At 65.0% G+C, this 17,206-nt stretch carries 16 protein-coding genes; 6 read left to right on the top strand and 10 right to left on the bottom strand.

Annotated features, from left to right (window positions below):
* The 6 genes from R3P95_RS01730 to mqo form a co-directional block, all read right to left on the bottom strand.
* Nucleotides 1-387, bottom strand: coding sequence for a cobalamin biosynthesis protein (locus tag R3P95_RS01730; protein ID WP_317547195.1), 387 nt, complete (start codon nucleotides 385-387; stop codon nucleotides 1-3).
* 13 nt (nucleotides 388-400) lie between these two features.
* On the bottom strand, nucleotides 401-1,795 hold the full coding sequence (locus tag R3P95_RS01725; RefSeq protein ID WP_176460475.1) for a cobyrinate a,c-diamide synthase: 1,395 nt from the start codon (nucleotides 1,793-1,795) through the stop codon (nucleotides 401-403).
* Nucleotides 1,789-2,409 carry a cob(I)yrinic acid a,c-diamide adenosyltransferase gene (gene cobO, locus R3P95_RS01720; RefSeq protein WP_149405980.1) on the bottom strand — a complete coding sequence of 207 codons (621 nt, stop codon included), beginning with the start codon at nucleotides 2,407-2,409 and terminating at the stop codon, nucleotides 1,789-1,791. The genes R3P95_RS01725 and cobO overlap by 7 nt, the downstream gene beginning before the upstream one ends.
* Before the next feature lie 11 nt (nucleotides 2,410-2,420).
* Nucleotides 2,421-4,376 carry a magnesium chelatase subunit D family protein gene (locus tag R3P95_RS01715; RefSeq protein WP_317547194.1) on the bottom strand — a complete coding sequence of 652 codons (1,956 nt, stop codon included), beginning with the start codon at nucleotides 4,374-4,376 and terminating at the stop codon, nucleotides 2,421-2,423.
* Nucleotides 4,377-4,619: 243 nt separating this feature from the next.
* Nucleotides 4,620-5,096: a GNAT family N-acetyltransferase gene (locus R3P95_RS01710; protein ID WP_068050238.1), complete on the bottom strand. Its 477-nt coding sequence runs from the start codon at nucleotides 5,094-5,096 to the stop codon at nucleotides 4,620-4,622.
* Nucleotides 5,097-5,107: 11 nt separating this feature from the next.
* Entirely contained in the window at nucleotides 5,108-6,628 is a 1,521-nt protein-coding gene (gene mqo, locus R3P95_RS01705; protein ID WP_317547193.1) for a malate dehydrogenase (quinone), read from the bottom strand.
* A 192-nt stretch (nucleotides 6,629-6,820) separates the two neighbouring features.
* On the opposite strand from mqo, the gene R3P95_RS01700 reads away from it, so the two are divergent.
* Complete coding sequence (locus tag R3P95_RS01700) at nucleotides 6,821-7,861, top strand: alpha/beta hydrolase (RefSeq protein WP_188078637.1); 1,041 nt, start codon at nucleotides 6,821-6,823, stop codon at nucleotides 7,859-7,861.
* Nucleotides 7,858-9,243, top strand: coding sequence for a mycothione reductase (gene mtr / locus R3P95_RS01695; RefSeq protein WP_317547192.1), 1,386 nt, complete (start codon nucleotides 7,858-7,860; stop codon nucleotides 9,241-9,243). The genes R3P95_RS01700 and mtr overlap by 4 nt, the downstream gene beginning before the upstream one ends.
* Before the next feature lie 6 nt (nucleotides 9,244-9,249).
* Here mtr and R3P95_RS01690 read toward each other — a convergent pair whose 3' ends face one another.
* Nucleotides 9,250-9,816, bottom strand: a complete 567-nt coding sequence (locus R3P95_RS01690) for an alpha/beta hydrolase (RefSeq protein ID WP_317547191.1) — start codon at nucleotides 9,814-9,816, stop codon at nucleotides 9,250-9,252.
* Nucleotides 9,817-9,922: 106 nt separating this feature from the next.
* Here R3P95_RS01690 and R3P95_RS01685 point away from each other — a divergent pair, with 106 nt between their 5' ends.
* Genes R3P95_RS01685 through R3P95_RS01675 form a run of 3 tightly spaced genes read left to right on the top strand, consistent with a single transcriptional unit; the run spans nucleotide 9,923 to nucleotide 11,891 of the window.
* Nucleotides 9,923-10,285: a GntR family transcriptional regulator gene (locus tag R3P95_RS01685; RefSeq protein ID WP_176460506.1), complete on the top strand. Its 363-nt coding sequence runs from the start codon at nucleotides 9,923-9,925 to the stop codon at nucleotides 10,283-10,285.
* Nucleotides 10,282-11,199, top strand: a complete 918-nt coding sequence (locus tag R3P95_RS01680) for an ABC transporter ATP-binding protein (RefSeq protein ID WP_317547190.1) — start codon at nucleotides 10,282-10,284, stop codon at nucleotides 11,197-11,199. Before R3P95_RS01685 ends, R3P95_RS01680 begins: the two co-directional genes overlap by 4 nt.
* On the top strand, nucleotides 11,196-11,891 hold the full coding sequence (locus R3P95_RS01675) for an ABC transporter permease (RefSeq protein ID WP_269593631.1): 696 nt from the start codon (nucleotides 11,196-11,198) through the stop codon (nucleotides 11,889-11,891). The genes R3P95_RS01680 and R3P95_RS01675 overlap by 4 nt, the downstream gene beginning before the upstream one ends.
* Here R3P95_RS01675 and R3P95_RS01670 read toward each other — a convergent pair.
* Together R3P95_RS01670 and map are read right to left on the bottom strand one after the other, a co-directional pair.
* Nucleotides 11,875-13,410 carry a cobyric acid synthase gene (locus tag R3P95_RS01670; protein ID WP_317547189.1) on the bottom strand — a complete coding sequence of 512 codons (1,536 nt, stop codon included), beginning with the start codon at nucleotides 13,408-13,410 and terminating at the stop codon, nucleotides 11,875-11,877. The two genes, R3P95_RS01675 and R3P95_RS01670, sit on opposite strands and share 17 nt — an antisense overlap.
* Nucleotides 13,407-14,282, bottom strand: coding sequence for a type I methionyl aminopeptidase (gene map / locus R3P95_RS01665; protein WP_149405988.1), 876 nt, complete (start codon nucleotides 14,280-14,282; stop codon nucleotides 13,407-13,409). The genes R3P95_RS01670 and map overlap by 4 nt, the downstream gene beginning before the upstream one ends.
* A gap of 139 nt (nucleotides 14,283-14,421) precedes the next feature.
* Between map and R3P95_RS01660 the strand changes: the two genes are divergently transcribed.
* A complete protein-coding gene (locus R3P95_RS01660) occupies nucleotides 14,422-15,294 on the top strand; it encodes a helix-turn-helix transcriptional regulator (protein WP_262498351.1) in 873 nt (290 codons plus the stop codon).
* Nucleotides 15,295-15,315: 21 nt separating this feature from the next.
* Here the strand turns inward: R3P95_RS01660 and R3P95_RS01655 are convergent, their stop codons facing one another.
* The gene (locus R3P95_RS01655; RefSeq protein ID WP_188078638.1) at nucleotides 15,316-17,130 is read right to left on the bottom strand and encodes a penicillin-binding transpeptidase domain-containing protein; all 1,815 of its coding nucleotides are present in this window, start codon (nucleotides 17,128-17,130) and stop codon (nucleotides 15,316-15,318) included.
* Between the last annotated feature and the right edge of the window lie 76 nt (nucleotides 17,131-17,206).

The raw sequence follows: 17,206 nt of genomic DNA, 5'->3' as shown, positions 1-17,206 counted from the left end.
CTACAGGATGGCCCGAACCCCCTGTCCACCGTCAAGGCAGAGCTCGACCACGGCAACGGTGACACCGTCCAGACCGAACCTGGGTACCGTCAACTTCGTCGAACGACCGGCCAGCAGTGCCGCTGCTTCGGCGACGCTGGCGCATCCGACGGCATCGAGCACACGAACCGACACGGTCGGTGTCACGACGGTCGACAGTTCTCTCGCCGAGTACGTCACGCCCCGAACCCCCATGCTCGACGCCACCGCGGCAACCAGGTCGGCTTTCCGGTCGATGGAGGCGATCGCCTCGACGCTCCAGTCCGGTTGCAGCACCGTCGAGATCGCCGCTTCGACGTCGGCGGAATCGACGACGGCTCGGGCACCTATTCCGACGACGACCCGCATTCTTGCGATCCCTCTACACTCGCGCGTAGTCGACTGCGGCGGCAACGAACCGGGTGATGGATCCGGGATTGCCCGCAGCATGGGTGTGCAGGTACGACGCGTGGACCCCGCCCTGCACGAAGCCCTCGCGCGCCGCAGTTCTGCCGTCGGGGCTCTGCTTGTGCCAGCCCCACGCGGCCGAGGCGCTCTCGCGCACGTCCACGAGTTTCGTTCGGTGGAACTCGTGGCCGGTGACTCGGGTGCCCGCGTCGAACAGTGTGGACGATTCGAGGGCAACCGCATCGCGGTATCCCAGCGTGAGGGTGTTTCCGAATTCCGCGTCCACGTCGACGACCCCGGCCATGGCATGACCGTCCAATCGGCTTGCCAGATACAGCAATCCGGCGCATTCGGCATGAATGGGCAAACCCTTGGCCGCGGCCGTCCTGATATCGGCCAGCAACAGTTCGTTCGCCGCCAACGCGGCCGCATGCTCCTCGGGGAATCCGCCGGGGAGAACGACTGCCGCTGTGCCGGTGGGTAATCCGTCACGCAGTGGATCGAACACGGCGACGTCGGCCCCCGCTGCGCGGAGCAGTTCGACGTGCTCGGTGTATCCGAAGGTGAATGCCGGGCCACCGGCCACCGCGACGACGGGCGATCCCTCGCAGGTGCCTACCTCGTCCTCCGGGGACCACTGCGGCGCTGTCACCGACGATCGAGCGAGCGCGCTCACTGCCTCGATGTCGACGAACCTCGAGACGAGAGCGCTCATCGCGTCGACGGCATCGGTTGCGGCACCGCCGTGTTCGACTGCGGTGATCAACCCCAGATGCCGTGACGGGACCACCAGTTCGCTCATGCGCGGCAACGCGCCCAGTACCGGAACACCCACCCGTTCGCACGCTTGACGCAACACGTCCTCGTGCCGCTGACTGCCGACGCGATTGAGAATCACACCGCCGATGCGGACGCTGGCGTCGAACGTCGAGAACCCGTGCAGCACAGCGGCAAGCGATTGACTGTGTCCACGGGAGTCGACCACGAGGATCACCGGGGCACCGAGCATCGCGGCCACCCGAGCGGTCGATCCCTCGGCGGAGGCCTCCCCCGGTCCGGTCATGTCGATCTTGCCGTCGAACAGTCCCATGACGCCCTCGACGACCGCGATGTCGCAGCCCCGACTGCCGTGTCGGAACAGGGGCCCGATGCGGTCGGCACCGACCATCACGGCGTCGAGATTGCGGCCCGGAAGACCGGCCGCGAGTGAGTGATATCCGGGGTCGATGTAGTCCGGACCCACCTTGAACGGTGCGACGGTGCGGCCGGCGTTGCGCAGCGCGCCCATAAGTCCGGTGGCCACCGTCGTCTTTCCGCTGCCCGACGCGGGGGCCGCGATCACCACTGCGGGACAGGACTGGTTCACCATTCGATGCCTCGCTGACCCTTGCGTCCGGCGTCCATCGGATGCTTGACCTTGGCCATCTCGGTGACCAGGTCCGCTGCCTCGATCAGTTCACGGGGCGCGTCGCGTCCGGTGATGACGACGTGCTGATTGCCCGGTCGGCGGGTCAGGACATCGACCACCTCGGCGACGTCGACCCACCCCCACTTGAGCGGGTAGGTGAACTCGTCCAACACGTAGAAGCGGTGCGACTCCTGCTCGATTCGCCGGGCGATCTCCTGCCAGCCCTCGGCCGCGGCCTCGGCGTGATCGACGTCGCTGCCCTTCTTTCGAGTCCACGACCAGCCCTCGCCCATCTTGTGCCATTCGACGGCTCCGCCGACCCCGGTGCTCTCGTGCAGTTCGCCGAGTGTGCGAAACGCCGCTTCTTCGCCGACCTTCCACTTGGCACTCTTGACGAACTGGAACACTCCGACGTCGAAACCTTGATTCCAGGCCCGTAGCGCCATTCCGAAAGCGGCCGTCGATTTTCCCTTGCCCGGTCCGGTATGCACGGCAAGCACGGGCAGATTGCGGCGCTGACGCGTCGTGAGGCCGTCCTGCGGAACGGTTCCGGGAGCCGGTACACCCTGAGGCATCGCGAACCCCCCTACGCCGCTGCGCGAACGACGGCGGCGACCTGCTCCGCCGACAGATCCGCCAGCGCCACGTAACCGCCGCCGAGGCACGTCGCGAAATCGGCAGCGAGCCCGAGGCGCACCATTCCCGATTCGCAGTCGACGACGACGGAGGCGATCTTGTCCGACGCGATACGTCCCGCGGCGATTCGGGCCCGGCCGACGGGATCGGTGCCTCCGGTGGCACGGCCGTCGGTCAGCGCGACGACCAGAGCGCGGCGCAGTGGATCTCGAACACGCTCTCGCAGAACGAGTTCCCGTGCCTTCAGAAAGCCCTGCGCCAGTGGCGATCTGCCACCGGTCTTCATCTTCCGCAACCGGGTCACGGCCACGTCCACCGACGACGTCGGCGGCAACACCGTTTCGGCTTCCGTGCCGCGCACGGTGATCACCGCCACCTTGTCGCGGCGCTGATACGCATCGCGCAGCAGCGAGAGCACCGCACCGGTCACCGCGGACAGTCGATCTCGCGCAGCCATCGAACCCGAGGCATCGACGACGAAGACGATGAGGTTGCCCTCGCGTCCCTCCTTGATCGCGCCCCGCAGATCCGCAGGCTCGAGCTTCAACCGGCCGGAGGTGCGGCCGCGGACGACCTGCTGCTCGGCCGCGGCGAACAGGGTGCCCACCAGGTGCAGGCCCTTGCCCGCCTCGACGGTGGGACGTACCGATCGTCCGTGCGCGGACCGTGACCGCGAGCGTCGACCAGGCGCACCCTCGCCCACTCCGGGAACCTCGAGCAACCGTGCTCTGAACTGTGCTCCCGGAGTACCTGCCTGTTTCTCACTGCCGGTACCCGAGGGCGGCGGTGGTTGCGCCGAATCCTCGTGCGAATCGGAGGACTGTGTGTCGGAGGGCTGCGTATCGGAGGGTTGGCACTGGGAGGCATCGTCGGGAGCCTCGGGATCGGGAGCTCCCCCACCGCCGTCGGGGTCGGGATCCGGATCCGGCTGCTGCTCGGCCTGTTCGGCCGCGTCCCGCATGGCGTCGTCCAGTTGCTTGTCGTCGATGCCCGGCTCGTCGAAGGGATCGCGCCGACGCCGGTGCGGCAGCGCCAGTTCGGCGGCAATCCGCACGTCTTCCTCGGCCACGTCGCTTGCGCCTCGCCAGGCGGCGTGGGCGGATGCGGTGCGAGCGAGCACAAGATCGGCGCGCATACCGTCGACGTCGAAGGATGCGCAGAGCGCGGCGATACGCCGAAGTTCCTTGTCGCTCAACACCACATCGTCGAGAATCTTTCGGGCGGCCAGAATCTGCTCGGCCACTGCGATGTCCTCGTTGCGGTACTCGGCGGCGAATGCGTGCGGGTCACGCTCGTAGTTCATCCGACGGCGGACGACGTTCATGCGAACGTCCACGTCCCGCGACGCCGTCACCTCCACTGCCAGACCGAACCGGTCGAGCAGCTGCGGGCGAAGCTCGCCCTCTTCGGGATTCATCGTGCCCACGAGAACGAATTGCGCTGGGTGGGAATGAGAGACACCGTCACGTTCGACATGCACCCGCCCCATCGCGGCCGCGTCGAGCAATACGTCGACCAGGTGATCGTGCAGCAGATTCACTTCGTCGACGTAGAGCACTCCACGGTGCGCAGCCGCGAGCAGACCGGGTTGAAACGCACGTTCGCCGTCGCGCAGAACCTTCTCGAGGTCGATGGACCCCACCACTCGATCCTCGGTTGCCCCCACCGGAAGTTCGACGAGCTTCGCCGGACGCGAGCCGTCCTCGTCCTGCACGGCGGGCAGCAGTGCCGCGAGTGCGCGCACCACCGTCGATTTCGCGGTGCCCTTCTCTCCTCGCACCAGTACACCGCCGATACCGGGGTGCACGGCACACAGAATCAGCGACAACCTCAGCTGATCCTGACCGACGATCGCACTGAACGGATATCCCGGTTCGGGAACACTCCCACTTCGCTGCACAGCCAATTCCCTTCGTGCCCGGAGTTCCGCGCCGGACGTTCGGTCGAGATACGCGAAGCCGAGCGGCGATCTGGCTGACAGGGGAATCTCCTCGAGCGAAGATTCTCCTGAACACAGTGGCGGGACCGCGCCTGATTGACACAGGACTTCTCCGCGACCGACTTCGAACGGAACACTACCGCCGAACGAACGAATGCCACACACGGTAGGGCCGTGTGTGGCATTCGTTCTTCTCGTACTACAGGGAGGTCAGCTCTCGCTCCAGGCGGTGCCGCCACCCCGACGCATCGGCGTGTGCGGGATGCCGTCCTCGAGAACTTCCTCGCCGTCCGGCAGGAAGCCGTGCTTGGCGTACATGTCGACGAGGTAGCTCTGAGCGTTGATCCGGCACGGAGCCGAACCGACCTCGGCAAGCGCGGCTCGCAGAATTCGCGTGGTGTGGCCCTGTCCCCTGGCCGAGCGCTGCGTGCAGAGCCGGCCGATACGGAACGCCTTCTCGCCGTCGTCGTGCTCCTCGAGCAGGCGGAGTGTGCACACCACTTCGCCGTCCCGTTCGAGCCAGAAGTGCCGTGTCTCGGTCAGCAGGTCACGCCCGTCCAACTCCGGGTACGCACACGCCTGCTCGACCACGAACACCTCGACACGCAGCTTCAACAGGTCGTACAACGTGCTGTTGGACAGGTCTAGTGCCCATGATCGTTTGAGAGCTGCTGCTTGCGTATTCATACCTTTTGCTATCACACACCCGTGGGCTGTGCGAGCTCACGAGCATTTTCCAGTTGCAGTGTCTTGGACGTCCAGCCCCAGACCTCGTCGAACAACGAGCTGTTCTGCGCCAGCTTGACCCCCAGCGACGGGACCATTTCCTTGAGCTTGGGCTGCCACGCGTCGTACTTGTCACCGAAGCACCGCTGCAGCACGTCCAGCATGGCCGGAACGGCGGTGGATGCGCCGGGAGAGGCACCGAGCAGTCCGGCGATGGTGCCGTCCGCTGCGTTGACCACAGCGGTGCCGAACTCGAGCACACCGCCGCGACCCTTCTTGCGGATCACCTGGACGCGCTGACCCGCGGTGACCAGCTCCCAGTTCTCGCCGAGCACCGAGGGCGCGAACTCACGCAGCGTCTCGACACGATCCGCCTGCGACTGAGCCAGTTCACTGACCAGGTACTTGACGAGTCCGAGTTCGGTCACGCCGACCCCGAGCATCGACATCAGGTTTCCGGGCTTCACCGAGCTGGGCAGGTCGGTGATTTTGCCCTGCTTGAGGAACTTGGGCGACCAGCCGGCGTACGGACCGAACAGCAGACCCTGCTGGCCGTTGATCACGCGGGTGTCGAGGTGCGGGACCGACATCGGCGGAGCACCGACCGAAGCCTTGCCGTACACCTTGGCCGAGTGCTGCTCGATCAGAGCCGGATCGGTGCACCGCAACCACTCGCCGCTGACCGGGAAGCCGCCGAATCCCTTGATCTCCGCGATTCCGGACTTCTGCAGCAGGTGCAGTGCGCCGCCGCCTGCGCCGACGAACACGAACTTGGCGTTGACGGTCTTCTTGACGCCGGTGCGCTGGTTGGCCACCCTGACGTCCCAGCTGCCGTCGGACTGCTTGGTGATGTTGCGCACATCGTGTCCGAAGTGCACTGTGCCGCCCGCGGACGACAGGTAGTTCAGCAGTTGCTTGGTGAGCGCACCGAAGTCGACGTCGGTGCCTTCCTGACTCCAGTTCAGGGCCACGGGATCGGAGAAGTCACGGCCCTTGGCCATCAACGGCAGTCGCGCCGAGAACTCGTCCTTGGAGTCGATGTACTCCATGCCTGCGAACAGTGGGTTGCCCACGAGCGCCTCGTACCGGGCACGGAGGTACTTCACGTTCTCGGCCCCGTGCACGAAGCTCACGTGCGGAATGGGGTTGATGAAGTTCTTTGCGTCGGAGAGCACACCGGTCTCGATTCCGTGTGCCCAGAACTGACGCGACACCTGGAACTGCTCGTTGACGTTGAGCGCCTTGGCGATATCGACGCTGCCGTCCTTGTTCTGCGGCGTGTAGTTCAGTTCGCACAGTGCTGAGTGGCCGGTGCCCGCGTTGTTCCACGCGTCGCTGCTCTCGGCTGCGGCCGCGTCGAGCCGCTCGTAGACGTCGATCGACCAGTTCGGCTCGAGCTGACGGAGCAGCGCACCGAGGGTGGCGCTCATGATTCCGGCACCGACCAGAACGACGTCGGTCTTGATCCGCTTACCCTGCTCATCTTTGGACACTGGAGAATCGACTTCCTTGTCTGTGGAGGTCTCGGCCGGTGGCGGTATCGACCGGAGAACTCTGCTGTAGAGGGCTGCTTCACCCGATGCGGTCAGGTTACTAGCTGGGCCTACCCCGTCGGACACCACGTCAACCCGGTTCCGATTGTGCTCCTCGGACGCCGCCCGCGGTGCCCACTACAGTTGTGATCTGTGACTACCTGGGTGCCCGACGTCCTCGGCGACGGCTACGAACAGACGACCATTCCACTCGGCAACGATCCGGACGGCGAAGGGCAGGTCGAGGCCACTCTCGTGCGGTACCAACCGCCCGGTGCCGCCAACTTCGAGCGTTCGGTGATCTACGTCCACGGTTTCACCGACTACTTCTTCCAGCGCCACATCGCCGAGCACTTCGCAGCGCAGGGATACGCCTTCTACGCCCTGGACCTGCGTAAATGCGGACGCTCGCGCCGCGAGGGCCAGACCGCACACTTCGTGACCGATCTGGCGATGTACGACGCCGAGCTGAACGAGGCTCTCGCCCTGGTCCGCGCGGAACGCCCGGGTGCCCCGGTCCTGCTCATGGCGCACTCGACCGGCGGGCTCGTACTGCCGCTGTGGCTGAACCGTCTCAACAGACAGGAGGGCGGATCGGCCGGGCTGGGCCTGTCGGGTGTGGTCCTCAACAGCCCGTGGTTCGACCTGCAGGGCCCACCTGCCATCCGCAGCGTCGGTACCGCCGCGATCGACGTCATCGGCAGGTTCCGGTCCAAGGCACAGGTTCCCGGCGGCGGGCTCGATACGTACGGGTTGTCGCTCGCGGCATCGGAGAACGGCGAGTGGGACTACGACCTCGACTGGAAGCCCTTGGCAGGCTTCCCCATCACCTTCGGGTGGATTCGCGCCGTCCGCCACGGACACGCCGAACTTCATCGCGGCCTCGACATCGGTATCCCCGCACTGATTCTGCGCTCCAAGGTGACGCACTTCTCGCGCCGATACAGCTCCGCGGTCGACGCCGCAGACGCCGTACTCGACGTTCGCCAGATCGCGCGCTGGGCGGGCTGCCTGGGCGACCGCACCACGATCGTGCCCATCGAGGGAGCCCGCCACGACGTCTTTCTGTCCACCGAGACTCCACGCGCTCGGGCCTTCGAGGAAATGGACGAGTGGATCGAGTGGTTGCACCGAAGCGAGAGCACCGACCACGCGTCGGGCAAGGACCACACCGAGAGCGGGCACATTTCATGACCGAGCATTTCGACGTCGCGATCATCGGCTCCGGATCCGGCAACTCGATCGCCGATTCGCGCTTCGAAGACAAGAAGATCGCTCTGATAGAGGAGAACTCGACCTTCGGCGGCACCTGCCTCAACGTCGGCTGCATCCCCACCAAGATGTTCGTCTACGCCGCCGAGGTTGCGCGGACGGTACGCGATTCCTCGAAATACGGTGTCGACGCCCACGTGGACGCTGTGCGCTGGCCGGACATCGTCGATCGCGTCTTCGGCCGCATCGACCCGATCTCGGAGGGCGGCAAGCGTTACCGCGCCGAAGGCAGCCCGAATCTCACCCTGTTCGAGGGTCACGCACGCTTCGTCGGCCCGCGCACCATCGACACCGGCACCGGCACCGTGATCACCGCCGACCAGATCGTCGTCGCCGCCGGATCGCGTCCGACGGTGCCGCAGTCCATCGCCGATTCGGGTGTCACGTACCACACCAACAGTGATGTGATGCGTCTCCGCGAGCTACCCGAGCACCTGGTGATTCTCGGATCCGGTTACATCGCAGCAGAATTCGCGCACGTCTTCTCTGCTCTCGGCTCCAAGGTGTCGATAGTGGCCCGCAAGGACACCTTGCTCCGCGCACTGGACGCCGACATCTCGAAGCGATTCACCGAGCTCGCCCGCGCCAAGTGGGACGTCCACCTCGACTCCGGCGAGACCACTCCCCTGTCCGAGGGCGGGTTGCACGGGGTCCAACTCGCCGACGGCACCAAGGTCCTCGGCGATGCGTTCCTCGTCGCCGTGGGCCGCGAGCCCAACGGAGACCGTCTCGATCCGGCTGCGGCAGGCATCGAGCTCGACCACGAAGGCCGCATCGTGGTGGACGAATTCGGCCGCACCACGGCCGAAGGAGTGTTCGCACTCGGCGACGTATCGTCCCCGTACCAACTCAAGCATGTGGCCAACCAGGAAGCTCGCGTCGTTCAGTACAACCTGCTGCAGGACGCGTGGCACGGCGACACCTCGACGCTACGGAAGAACGACCATCGGTTCGTTCCCGCGGCGGTGTTCACCGATCCCCAGATCGCCGAGGTGGGCATGACCGAAGAGCACGCCCGCGACGCCGGCCTGGACATCACCGTCAAGGTCCAGAACTACGGAGATGTCGCCTACGGCTGGGCCATGGAGGACAGCGAAGGTCTGTGCAAGATCATCGCCGAGAAGGGCACTGGGAAGATCCTCGGCGCGCACATCATCGGCGCACAGGCCCCCACGTTGATCCAGCCACTCATCCAGGCCATGAGCTTCGGTTTGTCCGCTCAGGACATGGCCCGCGGCCAGTACTGGATCCACCCAGGTCTTCCCGAGGTGGTCGAGAACGCTCTACTGGGACTCGAGCTGTAGTTCCGGTTACCAGGGGCTGGTGCGGAGCACGATCTCGGTGGCCAGCGCAGCCGGCTCGTCGGCGACGACATTCGCGCTGCCGTCGAGTTGGACCACGCGGAAGTCCGCGTAGACGAACCGTCCGCTCGCGTCGGCGGATGCGCGGCCCAGAGAGGACCCGACGACCAATGTCGTCGGCAGCTCGACCGGGGGGCAATCCGCGCCGCGCACGGTCCCCTGCTCGTCGGCGATCGCGGGGTGGCACCGGTTCACCGCGATCAGACTGGCGAAGCGTCCGAAGGTCTTGGCGGCCAACGTCCATGCCGACTCCGCACCCGCTCCGCTGCCGACGAGGTGCACCCACGACAGCTTCAGCTCGTCGAGAACCGTCAGGATCGCCTCGTCGCTGACGCCGTCGATGCTTTCCAGCGCAACAGTTTTCAGATCCGAATTGTGCAACCGTTCACTGACGGCGTCGTAGACATCCACCGGATCGCCTGCATCGGGAAGCAAGAGAACGGCGTGCCTGCTGTCCGGGCCTGCGACTCGCACCGAACATTGCCCACCCGCAGCACTCACATGCGTGAACTCCATGGGGACGACGGTACTGCCTCTTGCGCCGACCACGCGTCGGTTCTATGGTTAGTTACATGAGTAATGAACCACTGAGGCAAGCAACCTCGACGCACCGGCGGCGGTTCTGATGGACGAGGGCAGGCCGATCTTCCTGCAGATTGCCGAGATGATCGAGAACTCCATCATCGACGGCTCCCTGGCAGAGGAAGAGCAGGTCCCCTCGACCAACGAACTGGCCGCATTCCATCGAATCAACCCGGCCACCGCAGGAAAGGGACTCGCCAAGCTCGTCGCCGACGGTGTCGTCTACAAGAAACGAGGAATCGGAATGTTCGTGACCACAGGCGCTCGGGACGCTCTTCGATTCCGTCGCCGAGACCTCTTCGCTCGCCAGTACATCGATCCGCTCGTCACCGAGGCTCGCAAGCTCGGCATGACCGTCGACGAACTCAAGACCATGCTCGACAACTGGGAGGCAGCACGATGAGCGTCCACACCCTCGACTCGTTCGACGAACCCAGCAGCATCGTTGCGTCGGCCACGCACCTGACCAAGAACTTCGGCTCGTTCACCGCGGTCGACGATGTGAGTTTCGAGATCGAACGCAACAAGATCTACGGCTTCCTCGGCCGCAACGGCGCGGGTAAGACCACCGTCATGCAGATGATGACGGCTCAAATGCGCCAGAGCGCCGGGGACATCTCGGTGTTCGGACAACGTCCTTGGGAGAACCCTCACGCGCTCGGTCACGTGTGCTTCGTCAAGGAAAGCCAGAAGTATCCCGATGATCTCAAGGTCAAGCACGCCGTCTCGCACGCGTCACATGTCCTTCCACACTGGGACGGCGACTTCGCCGCCGAGTTGCTGCACGACTTCGACCTGCCCCTCGGCCGCAAGATCAAGAAGCTCTCGCGAGGAATGACGTCGGCTCTCGGAATCGTCATCGGACTCGCGTCACGTGCACCACTGACCTTTTTCGACGAGCCCTACTTGGGACTGGACGCGGTCTCGCGACACCTGTTCTACGACAGATTGCTGGCCGACTACGCCGAGCACCCCAGGACCGTCGTTCTGTCCACTCACCTCATCGATGAGGTCAGCGATCTCATCGAACACGTGATCCTCATCGACAAGGGCAGGATCGTGCTCGACGACGAGTCGGATGCTCTGCGCGAGAGTGCATTCGAGATCACCGGTCCTGCGCCGGCTGTCGACGAGTTCGCCGCTGCTCACCGGACCCTGCGCCGCTCCGCTCTTGGACCGAGCGTACGAACGACGATCGACGCCCGACTGACTGCACAGCAGAGATCCGACGGCCGAGCCGCAGGGCTCACCATCGAAGCTGTTCCACTGCAACAGTTGATCATCGAACGCACCACCGCCGAGGAGGCGTTGACATGAAACGGATACTGAACGTAGCTCGCATCCACAACACTTCGTGGGCAACGACATTCGTGTGGCCGATGGCGGTTCTCGCGATCGCCTTCGTGATCACCTTCGGCATATTTCTGGTCATCCCGACCACAGACTCCGAATACAACTTCACCGGTAGCGTCTTCTCGATCTATGGATTCGCCATGGCGTTCTACATCACCGCGATCACTCAGTGCTTTCCCTATGCCCTGGGTCTGAGCGTCACCCGCCGCGAATTCCTCACCGCCACAGCGTTGGTAGGTGTGTGCCAGTCGATTGCATTCGGCACGATCATCTATGTGCTGTCCTTGATCGAAGCAGCCACGGATGGATTCGGCCTGAAACTGCGAATGTTCGGCATCGCTCGGTACGCGACCGACAATCCGTTGGTGCAGTGGGCCGCACTCGTTACCGTCATGCTGCTCCTCGGCGGCATCGGTGCATTCATCGGCGTCGTGTATCGACGGTTCCGCACCAACGGATTGTTCACCCTCGGACTCGGAGCGCTCGTAGTCTTCGGCGGCGGATCTGTACTCGTGACCTGGCAGAACTGGTGGCCCGACGTCGGCGACTTCTTCACCGATACACCGCGAATTCTGCTACTGGTCGTCATTCCGTTGACCATCACGGCGATACTGTCTGCGGCCAGCTGGTTCGGCCTGCTCAAAGCAACTGCGTGACAATGGTGTCGAGGCCCGGATCGACGCCGTGCTCGATGAGGTCGAGTACGGCGTCGACGTCGAGGTTGTCTTCCACCAGATCGGCCAACAGATTCAACTGCTGCTCCCGCAGTGCCGCGACCGACGTGTCGGGTGCCACCTCGAATCCCGTGCGACCCGATTTTTCCGCCACCCATGTGAGCAACGAACGACGGAAATCGTCGGACTCGAGCAATCCGTGCCAGTGGGTACCCAGAACGCTGCCGCGTAGGCTGCCTTCGGCGATACCCGACGCGGTGGTCGACAAGGCGTCGTCGCCGTTTCGTGCGACCCGGCCGTGGTGAATCTCGTAGCCCGACACGGAATTCCGGCCGAACTGCATCGACCGGCCCGCCACCTGCGCGAGTACCTTGTCGGTAGCGAACTCGATGTCGAGATCGAGCAGACCGAGACCCCGGACTGCCCCCTCTCCGGATTCAACGGTGTCGTCGATCGTTCGGCCCAACATCTGATAGCCACCGCAGATCCCCAGAACCGGAAGGCCCGCAGCCCCGCGTGCCGCGATCGCATCGGCAAGACCGGTGCGTCGCAACCATTCCAGGTCCGACACGGTGGACTTACTGCCCGGAACGACCACCAGATCCACATCCTGTAGCCGGGACGGCTCGGTGACCCAGTGGACCGACACCCCGGGCTCGCAGGCCAACGCCTCGACATCGGTGGTGTTGGAGATTCTCGGCAAACGCACGGCCGCGACGCGCAACCACTGCGAGCCGTGCGGTGCACGCGGCCGCCCCACCGGAGCATCGGGAACGGTTCCGAGTGAATCCTCGGCGTCCATCCACAATCCGTCGGCGAACGGAACGACACCGTACGTCGGACGTCCTGTCAACGCGCGCAACTGATCGAGACCGGGTGCCAGCAGAGCAGGATCACCGCGGAACTTGTTGATCACGAACCCGGCGACGAGCGCCTGATCCTCCGGAGACAGCACCGCAACGGTGCCGAACAGATGAGCCAGCACTCCCCCTCGATCGATATCCCCCACCACGATCACCGGAAGAGACGCCGCCGTCGCCAACCCCATGTTGGCCAAGTCCGTGGCGCGCAGATTGATCTCGGCGGGCGAGCCGGCCCCCTCGCAGATCACCACATCGAATTCCTCACGCAGAGAGGCCAATTCGTCTGCCACCACGGCGCGCAACGACTGCCGATGCTGGATGTAGTTGCTCGCACTCACCTGCGCAACGGCCCGCCCGCGCACCACCAACTGCGAGGTCCGGTCACTCCCCGGTTTCAGCAACACCGGATTGAAGCGGACACTCGGCTCGAGACCACAGGCCGACGCCTGCATCGCCTGCGCTCGACCGATCTCACCGCCGTCGAGCGTGACCACCGAATTGTTGGACATGTTCTGCGCCTTGAACGGAGCAACCCGCACGCCCCGTCTCGCCAACATCCGACACAGCCCGGCAACCAACACACTCTTGCCCGCATCCGACGTCGTCCCCGCAACCAGCAGAGCACCTTTCGGATTCACGGGAGGGTCAGAATCTCGCTGCCAGTCTCGGTGACCACAAGGGTGTGCTCGAACTGCGCGGTCCACTTCTTGTCGTGCGTGACCACCGTCCAACCGTCGTCCCACATCTCGGCGTTGATCGTGCCCAGGTTGATCATCGGTTCGATCGTGAACGTCATACCCGGCTCGATGACGGTGTCCACCGACGGCTGGTCGTAATGCAGAACGACCAGACCGTTGTGGAAAGTGGTACCGATGCCGTGACCGGTGAAATCCTCCACCACGCCGTAGCCGAATCGGTGCGCATACGACTCGATGACGCGGCCGATCACGTTGAGCGCGCGCCCCGGCTTGACCGCCTTGATGGCACGCATGGTGGCCTCGTGCGTACGTTCGACCAGCAGGCGCGCTTCCTCGGAGACGTTGCCGGCCAGGAATGTCGCGTTGGTGTCGCCGTGGACGCCGTCGATGTACGCGGTGACGTCGATGTTGACGATGTCGCCGTCCTGAATCACGGTGGAATCCGGGATGCCGTGGCAGATGACCTCGTTCAGGGAGGTGCAGCAGGACTTCGGAAACCCTCTGTAGCCCAACGTGGACGGGTACGCACCGTGATCGATCATGTACTCGTGGGCAATCCGGTCCAGCTCGTCGGTGGTGATTCCCGGTGCCACCGCCCGGCCCGCTTCCTGTAGTGCCCTGGCCGCGATCTTCGACGCCACTCGCATCTTCTCGATGACCTCGGGGGTCTGGACCCAGGGCTCACTGCCTTCGGCCACGGTCGACTTCCAGGCGTATTCGGGGCGCTCGATGGACTTGGGCACCGCAAGGACGGGCGATACGACGCCTGGTACGAGTGGCTGACGGGGCTTGCTCTCGGCGGTCACAGACATGGCGTCCAGAGTAGTCGGCTCGTATTCGGCCCCGAACCGCAGCGCAGTGGCCCGTGCCAGTCGAAACAGCGCTTGCCGTTGTGGATATGATCTGGATCACGTTCGTCGCTCGTGCATCCGACACGGGAAAGGAATCTCCGTGGTCCATTCGAATCTGTTGCGGCCCCGTGACGGCGATGCCCTGCGCGCCGAACTGCGCCAGGTGGCAGCGACGTCCGACGTGCCCGTCGTGTTCGGCGGCGAGGTCTCCTCGGAGACCCTGTACCTGAGTGAATTCCATGGAACCAGAACCCGAGGCCTGGACGGACTCGCCATCCCACCGAGATCCGGCCTCGGCGGGCGAGTCATGGAACAGCGCAGGCCCGCGGCCGTGAGCGATTACGGCGCGTCGATGTCGATCACCCATCACTTCGACCGACCGGTACTCGGCGAGGGCCTCAAATCCATACTGGCGGTGCCGGTGGTCGTTGCCGGTGTGGCGCGAATAGTGATGTACGCGGCCCTACGGGAACGCGGCCCCCTCGGAGATCGCGTCGGCGACATCATGACGACCGCCGCCAGGCGTCTCGGCCAGGAGATCTCCGTGCGTGACGAGGTCGACCGCCGGATCCGTCTGCTGGCGACCACCCGCTCGATGCTCGACTCGGATCTCTCCCGCACGGCCGAACTGCGCAGCGTCCACGAGGAACTGTCCGATCTCGCCCGATCTGTCGGTGACGTGGCCATCCGGCGCAGACTCGACGCGGTCGCAGCCCGCGTGGCCGCGTCGTTCGGCCAGGAGATGCCCCACGACCCACGGACCCAGGACGTGTCGCAGTCGCTGACACCACGAGAGATCGACGTGATCTCGCAAGTTGCTCTGGGCTGCACCAACATCGAGGTCGCCGCGCGTTTGTCGATCGGTGCCGAGACCGTCAAGTCGTACCTGCGCAGCGTGATGCGCAAAACCGAATCGCACACTCGATACGAAGCCGTGGTGGCCTGCCGTCGACTCGGAGTGCTGCCCTCCTGAACCGGGCACACCGCCGAGCGGTCAGTACCCGGGCGGCAGTTGCTCGAACATCTCTCGGGTCACCGCGACCGCATTGTCCGAGCTGCCGCCCCGCACCACGAGGGTGGCGAAGGCGATGTCTCCGCGGTAGCCGACGAACCACGAGTGCGAGCCGCCGTCGACCTCTGCTTCGCCGGTCTTGCCGTACACCTCGCCCTGGTCTGCGATGCGCTCGGCCGTACCGCTGGTCACCACCGAACGCATCATCCCGCGCAGCCCGTCGACCATCGCAGGCTCGATCTGCGGATGCTCTCCCGTGATCACGGTGTCGCGTCCGACCAGGAGGTTCGGCACCGGCGTCGAGCCATGGGCCACCGTCGCGGCGGCCAGGGCCATACCGAACGTCGACACGACCACTCGGCCCTGACCGAAGCCGTCCTCGGTGCGCTGGACGAGCTCCTCGGCCGGGGGCACCGAACCGGAATCGGTCGGCAGCCCGACGACGTCGTAGTCCGGCCCGACGCCGAACTGAGATGCCGCCACGGTCAATGCATCCGGTGCCATCTCGCTGGCCAGCTTGGCGAACGAGGTGTTGCACGAGCGGGTGAACGCAGTACTCATCGTCACGTCACCCAATGCGAACTCGTTGTAGTTGGGCACACTGCGCTCACCGATCACGATTCGACCCGGACACGGGACGGTGCTGCCCGGAGACGCGAGTCCGCTCGAGATGGCGGCACCGGCGGTGATGATCTTGAAGGTCGATCCGGGTGGGTAGAGGCCGGCCGACGCGACCGGTCCGTCCCGATCGGCAGCCGGGTTCTGTGCCACCGCCAGAATCGCCCCGGTGGACGGCTGGATGACCACCGTCATCGCCTGCTCGGTGCGTGCGTTCACCGCACGCTGCGCCGCGACCTGAATGTTGCGATCGAGACTGATGGAGAACGACGGAGAGGGCTCCGGAGGAGTGTCGGTGAGGACATCGATGTCGACGCCGTTGCGGTTCGTGGTGACCACACTCCAGCCCGCCTTGCCGTCGACCTCGTCGATGACGGCCTTCTTGACCTGGCCGACCAGGTCCGGCGCGAACGTGGGGTCGGTGGACACCAGATCCGATTCGTCGGATGCGGTCACTCCCGGGATCTCGGTCAGCGCGGCCGAGATGGGCTGGTAGTCACTGTCTCGAAGCAACGCCACCGGATAGTCGCCGTCGACAGAGGTGGCGGATTCGACGATGGACTGCGCGGTGATGGACGCATCGAACGGCGTCAGCAACGTCGACAGCGCCGTCGCCGAGGCCACCACATTGTTCGCATCGGCCGCGTCGAATTTGATTCGGTGCACCACCCCGGGCACCAACACATCGGTCCCGGAGCGCTCGTTGACTCGTGCGCGCGGAGCCGCCGTGGATCGCAAGGACATCGTCTGAGTGTCACCGAGCTTGGGATGGATGTCCGACGCCGTCCAGCGCACCACCCACTCGCCCTCGCTGCGACCCATGTTCAGCTGACCGTCGTACGTCCACACCCGATCCTTCGGCAGCTGCCACGTGTATTTGTAGCCGACTGTGGCGGTGTCGCCGTCGACCTGCACCGACGTCGTCTCCGCTTCCAGAGCCTCGGCCTGAAGATTGGTCCACGCCTCGGTCAGTGCCGTGGCCGCCGCGTCGGGCTTGTCGGTGTCCGCGGCCGCGGCGGCGATGTCGTTGGACTCGAACGCGGCGAGAAATGCCTGGGCAGCCGGCTCCGGGCCGTCGGGCTTGGGGGTACATCCGGCGAGGGCGGCAGCAACGACGGCTGCGACCACCGATACCGCGCCGATCCGATACCGCACTTCGGTTGCACCACGTGATCTCATTGCGCCCCATAGTAATAGGGCGCTGCCTCCGGCTGCGGCAACGAATCGCGGTTCGGCACAACCCGTTCGAGCGACG

Source organism: Rhodococcus cercidiphylli (assembly GCF_033042225.1).
In the GTDB taxonomy this organism is placed as follows: domain Bacteria; phylum Actinomycetota; class Actinomycetes; order Mycobacteriales; family Mycobacteriaceae; genus Rhodococcoides.
The sequence above is the reverse complement of the archived record's forward strand: the minus strand, read 5'-3'. Positions and strand labels throughout refer to the sequence as shown.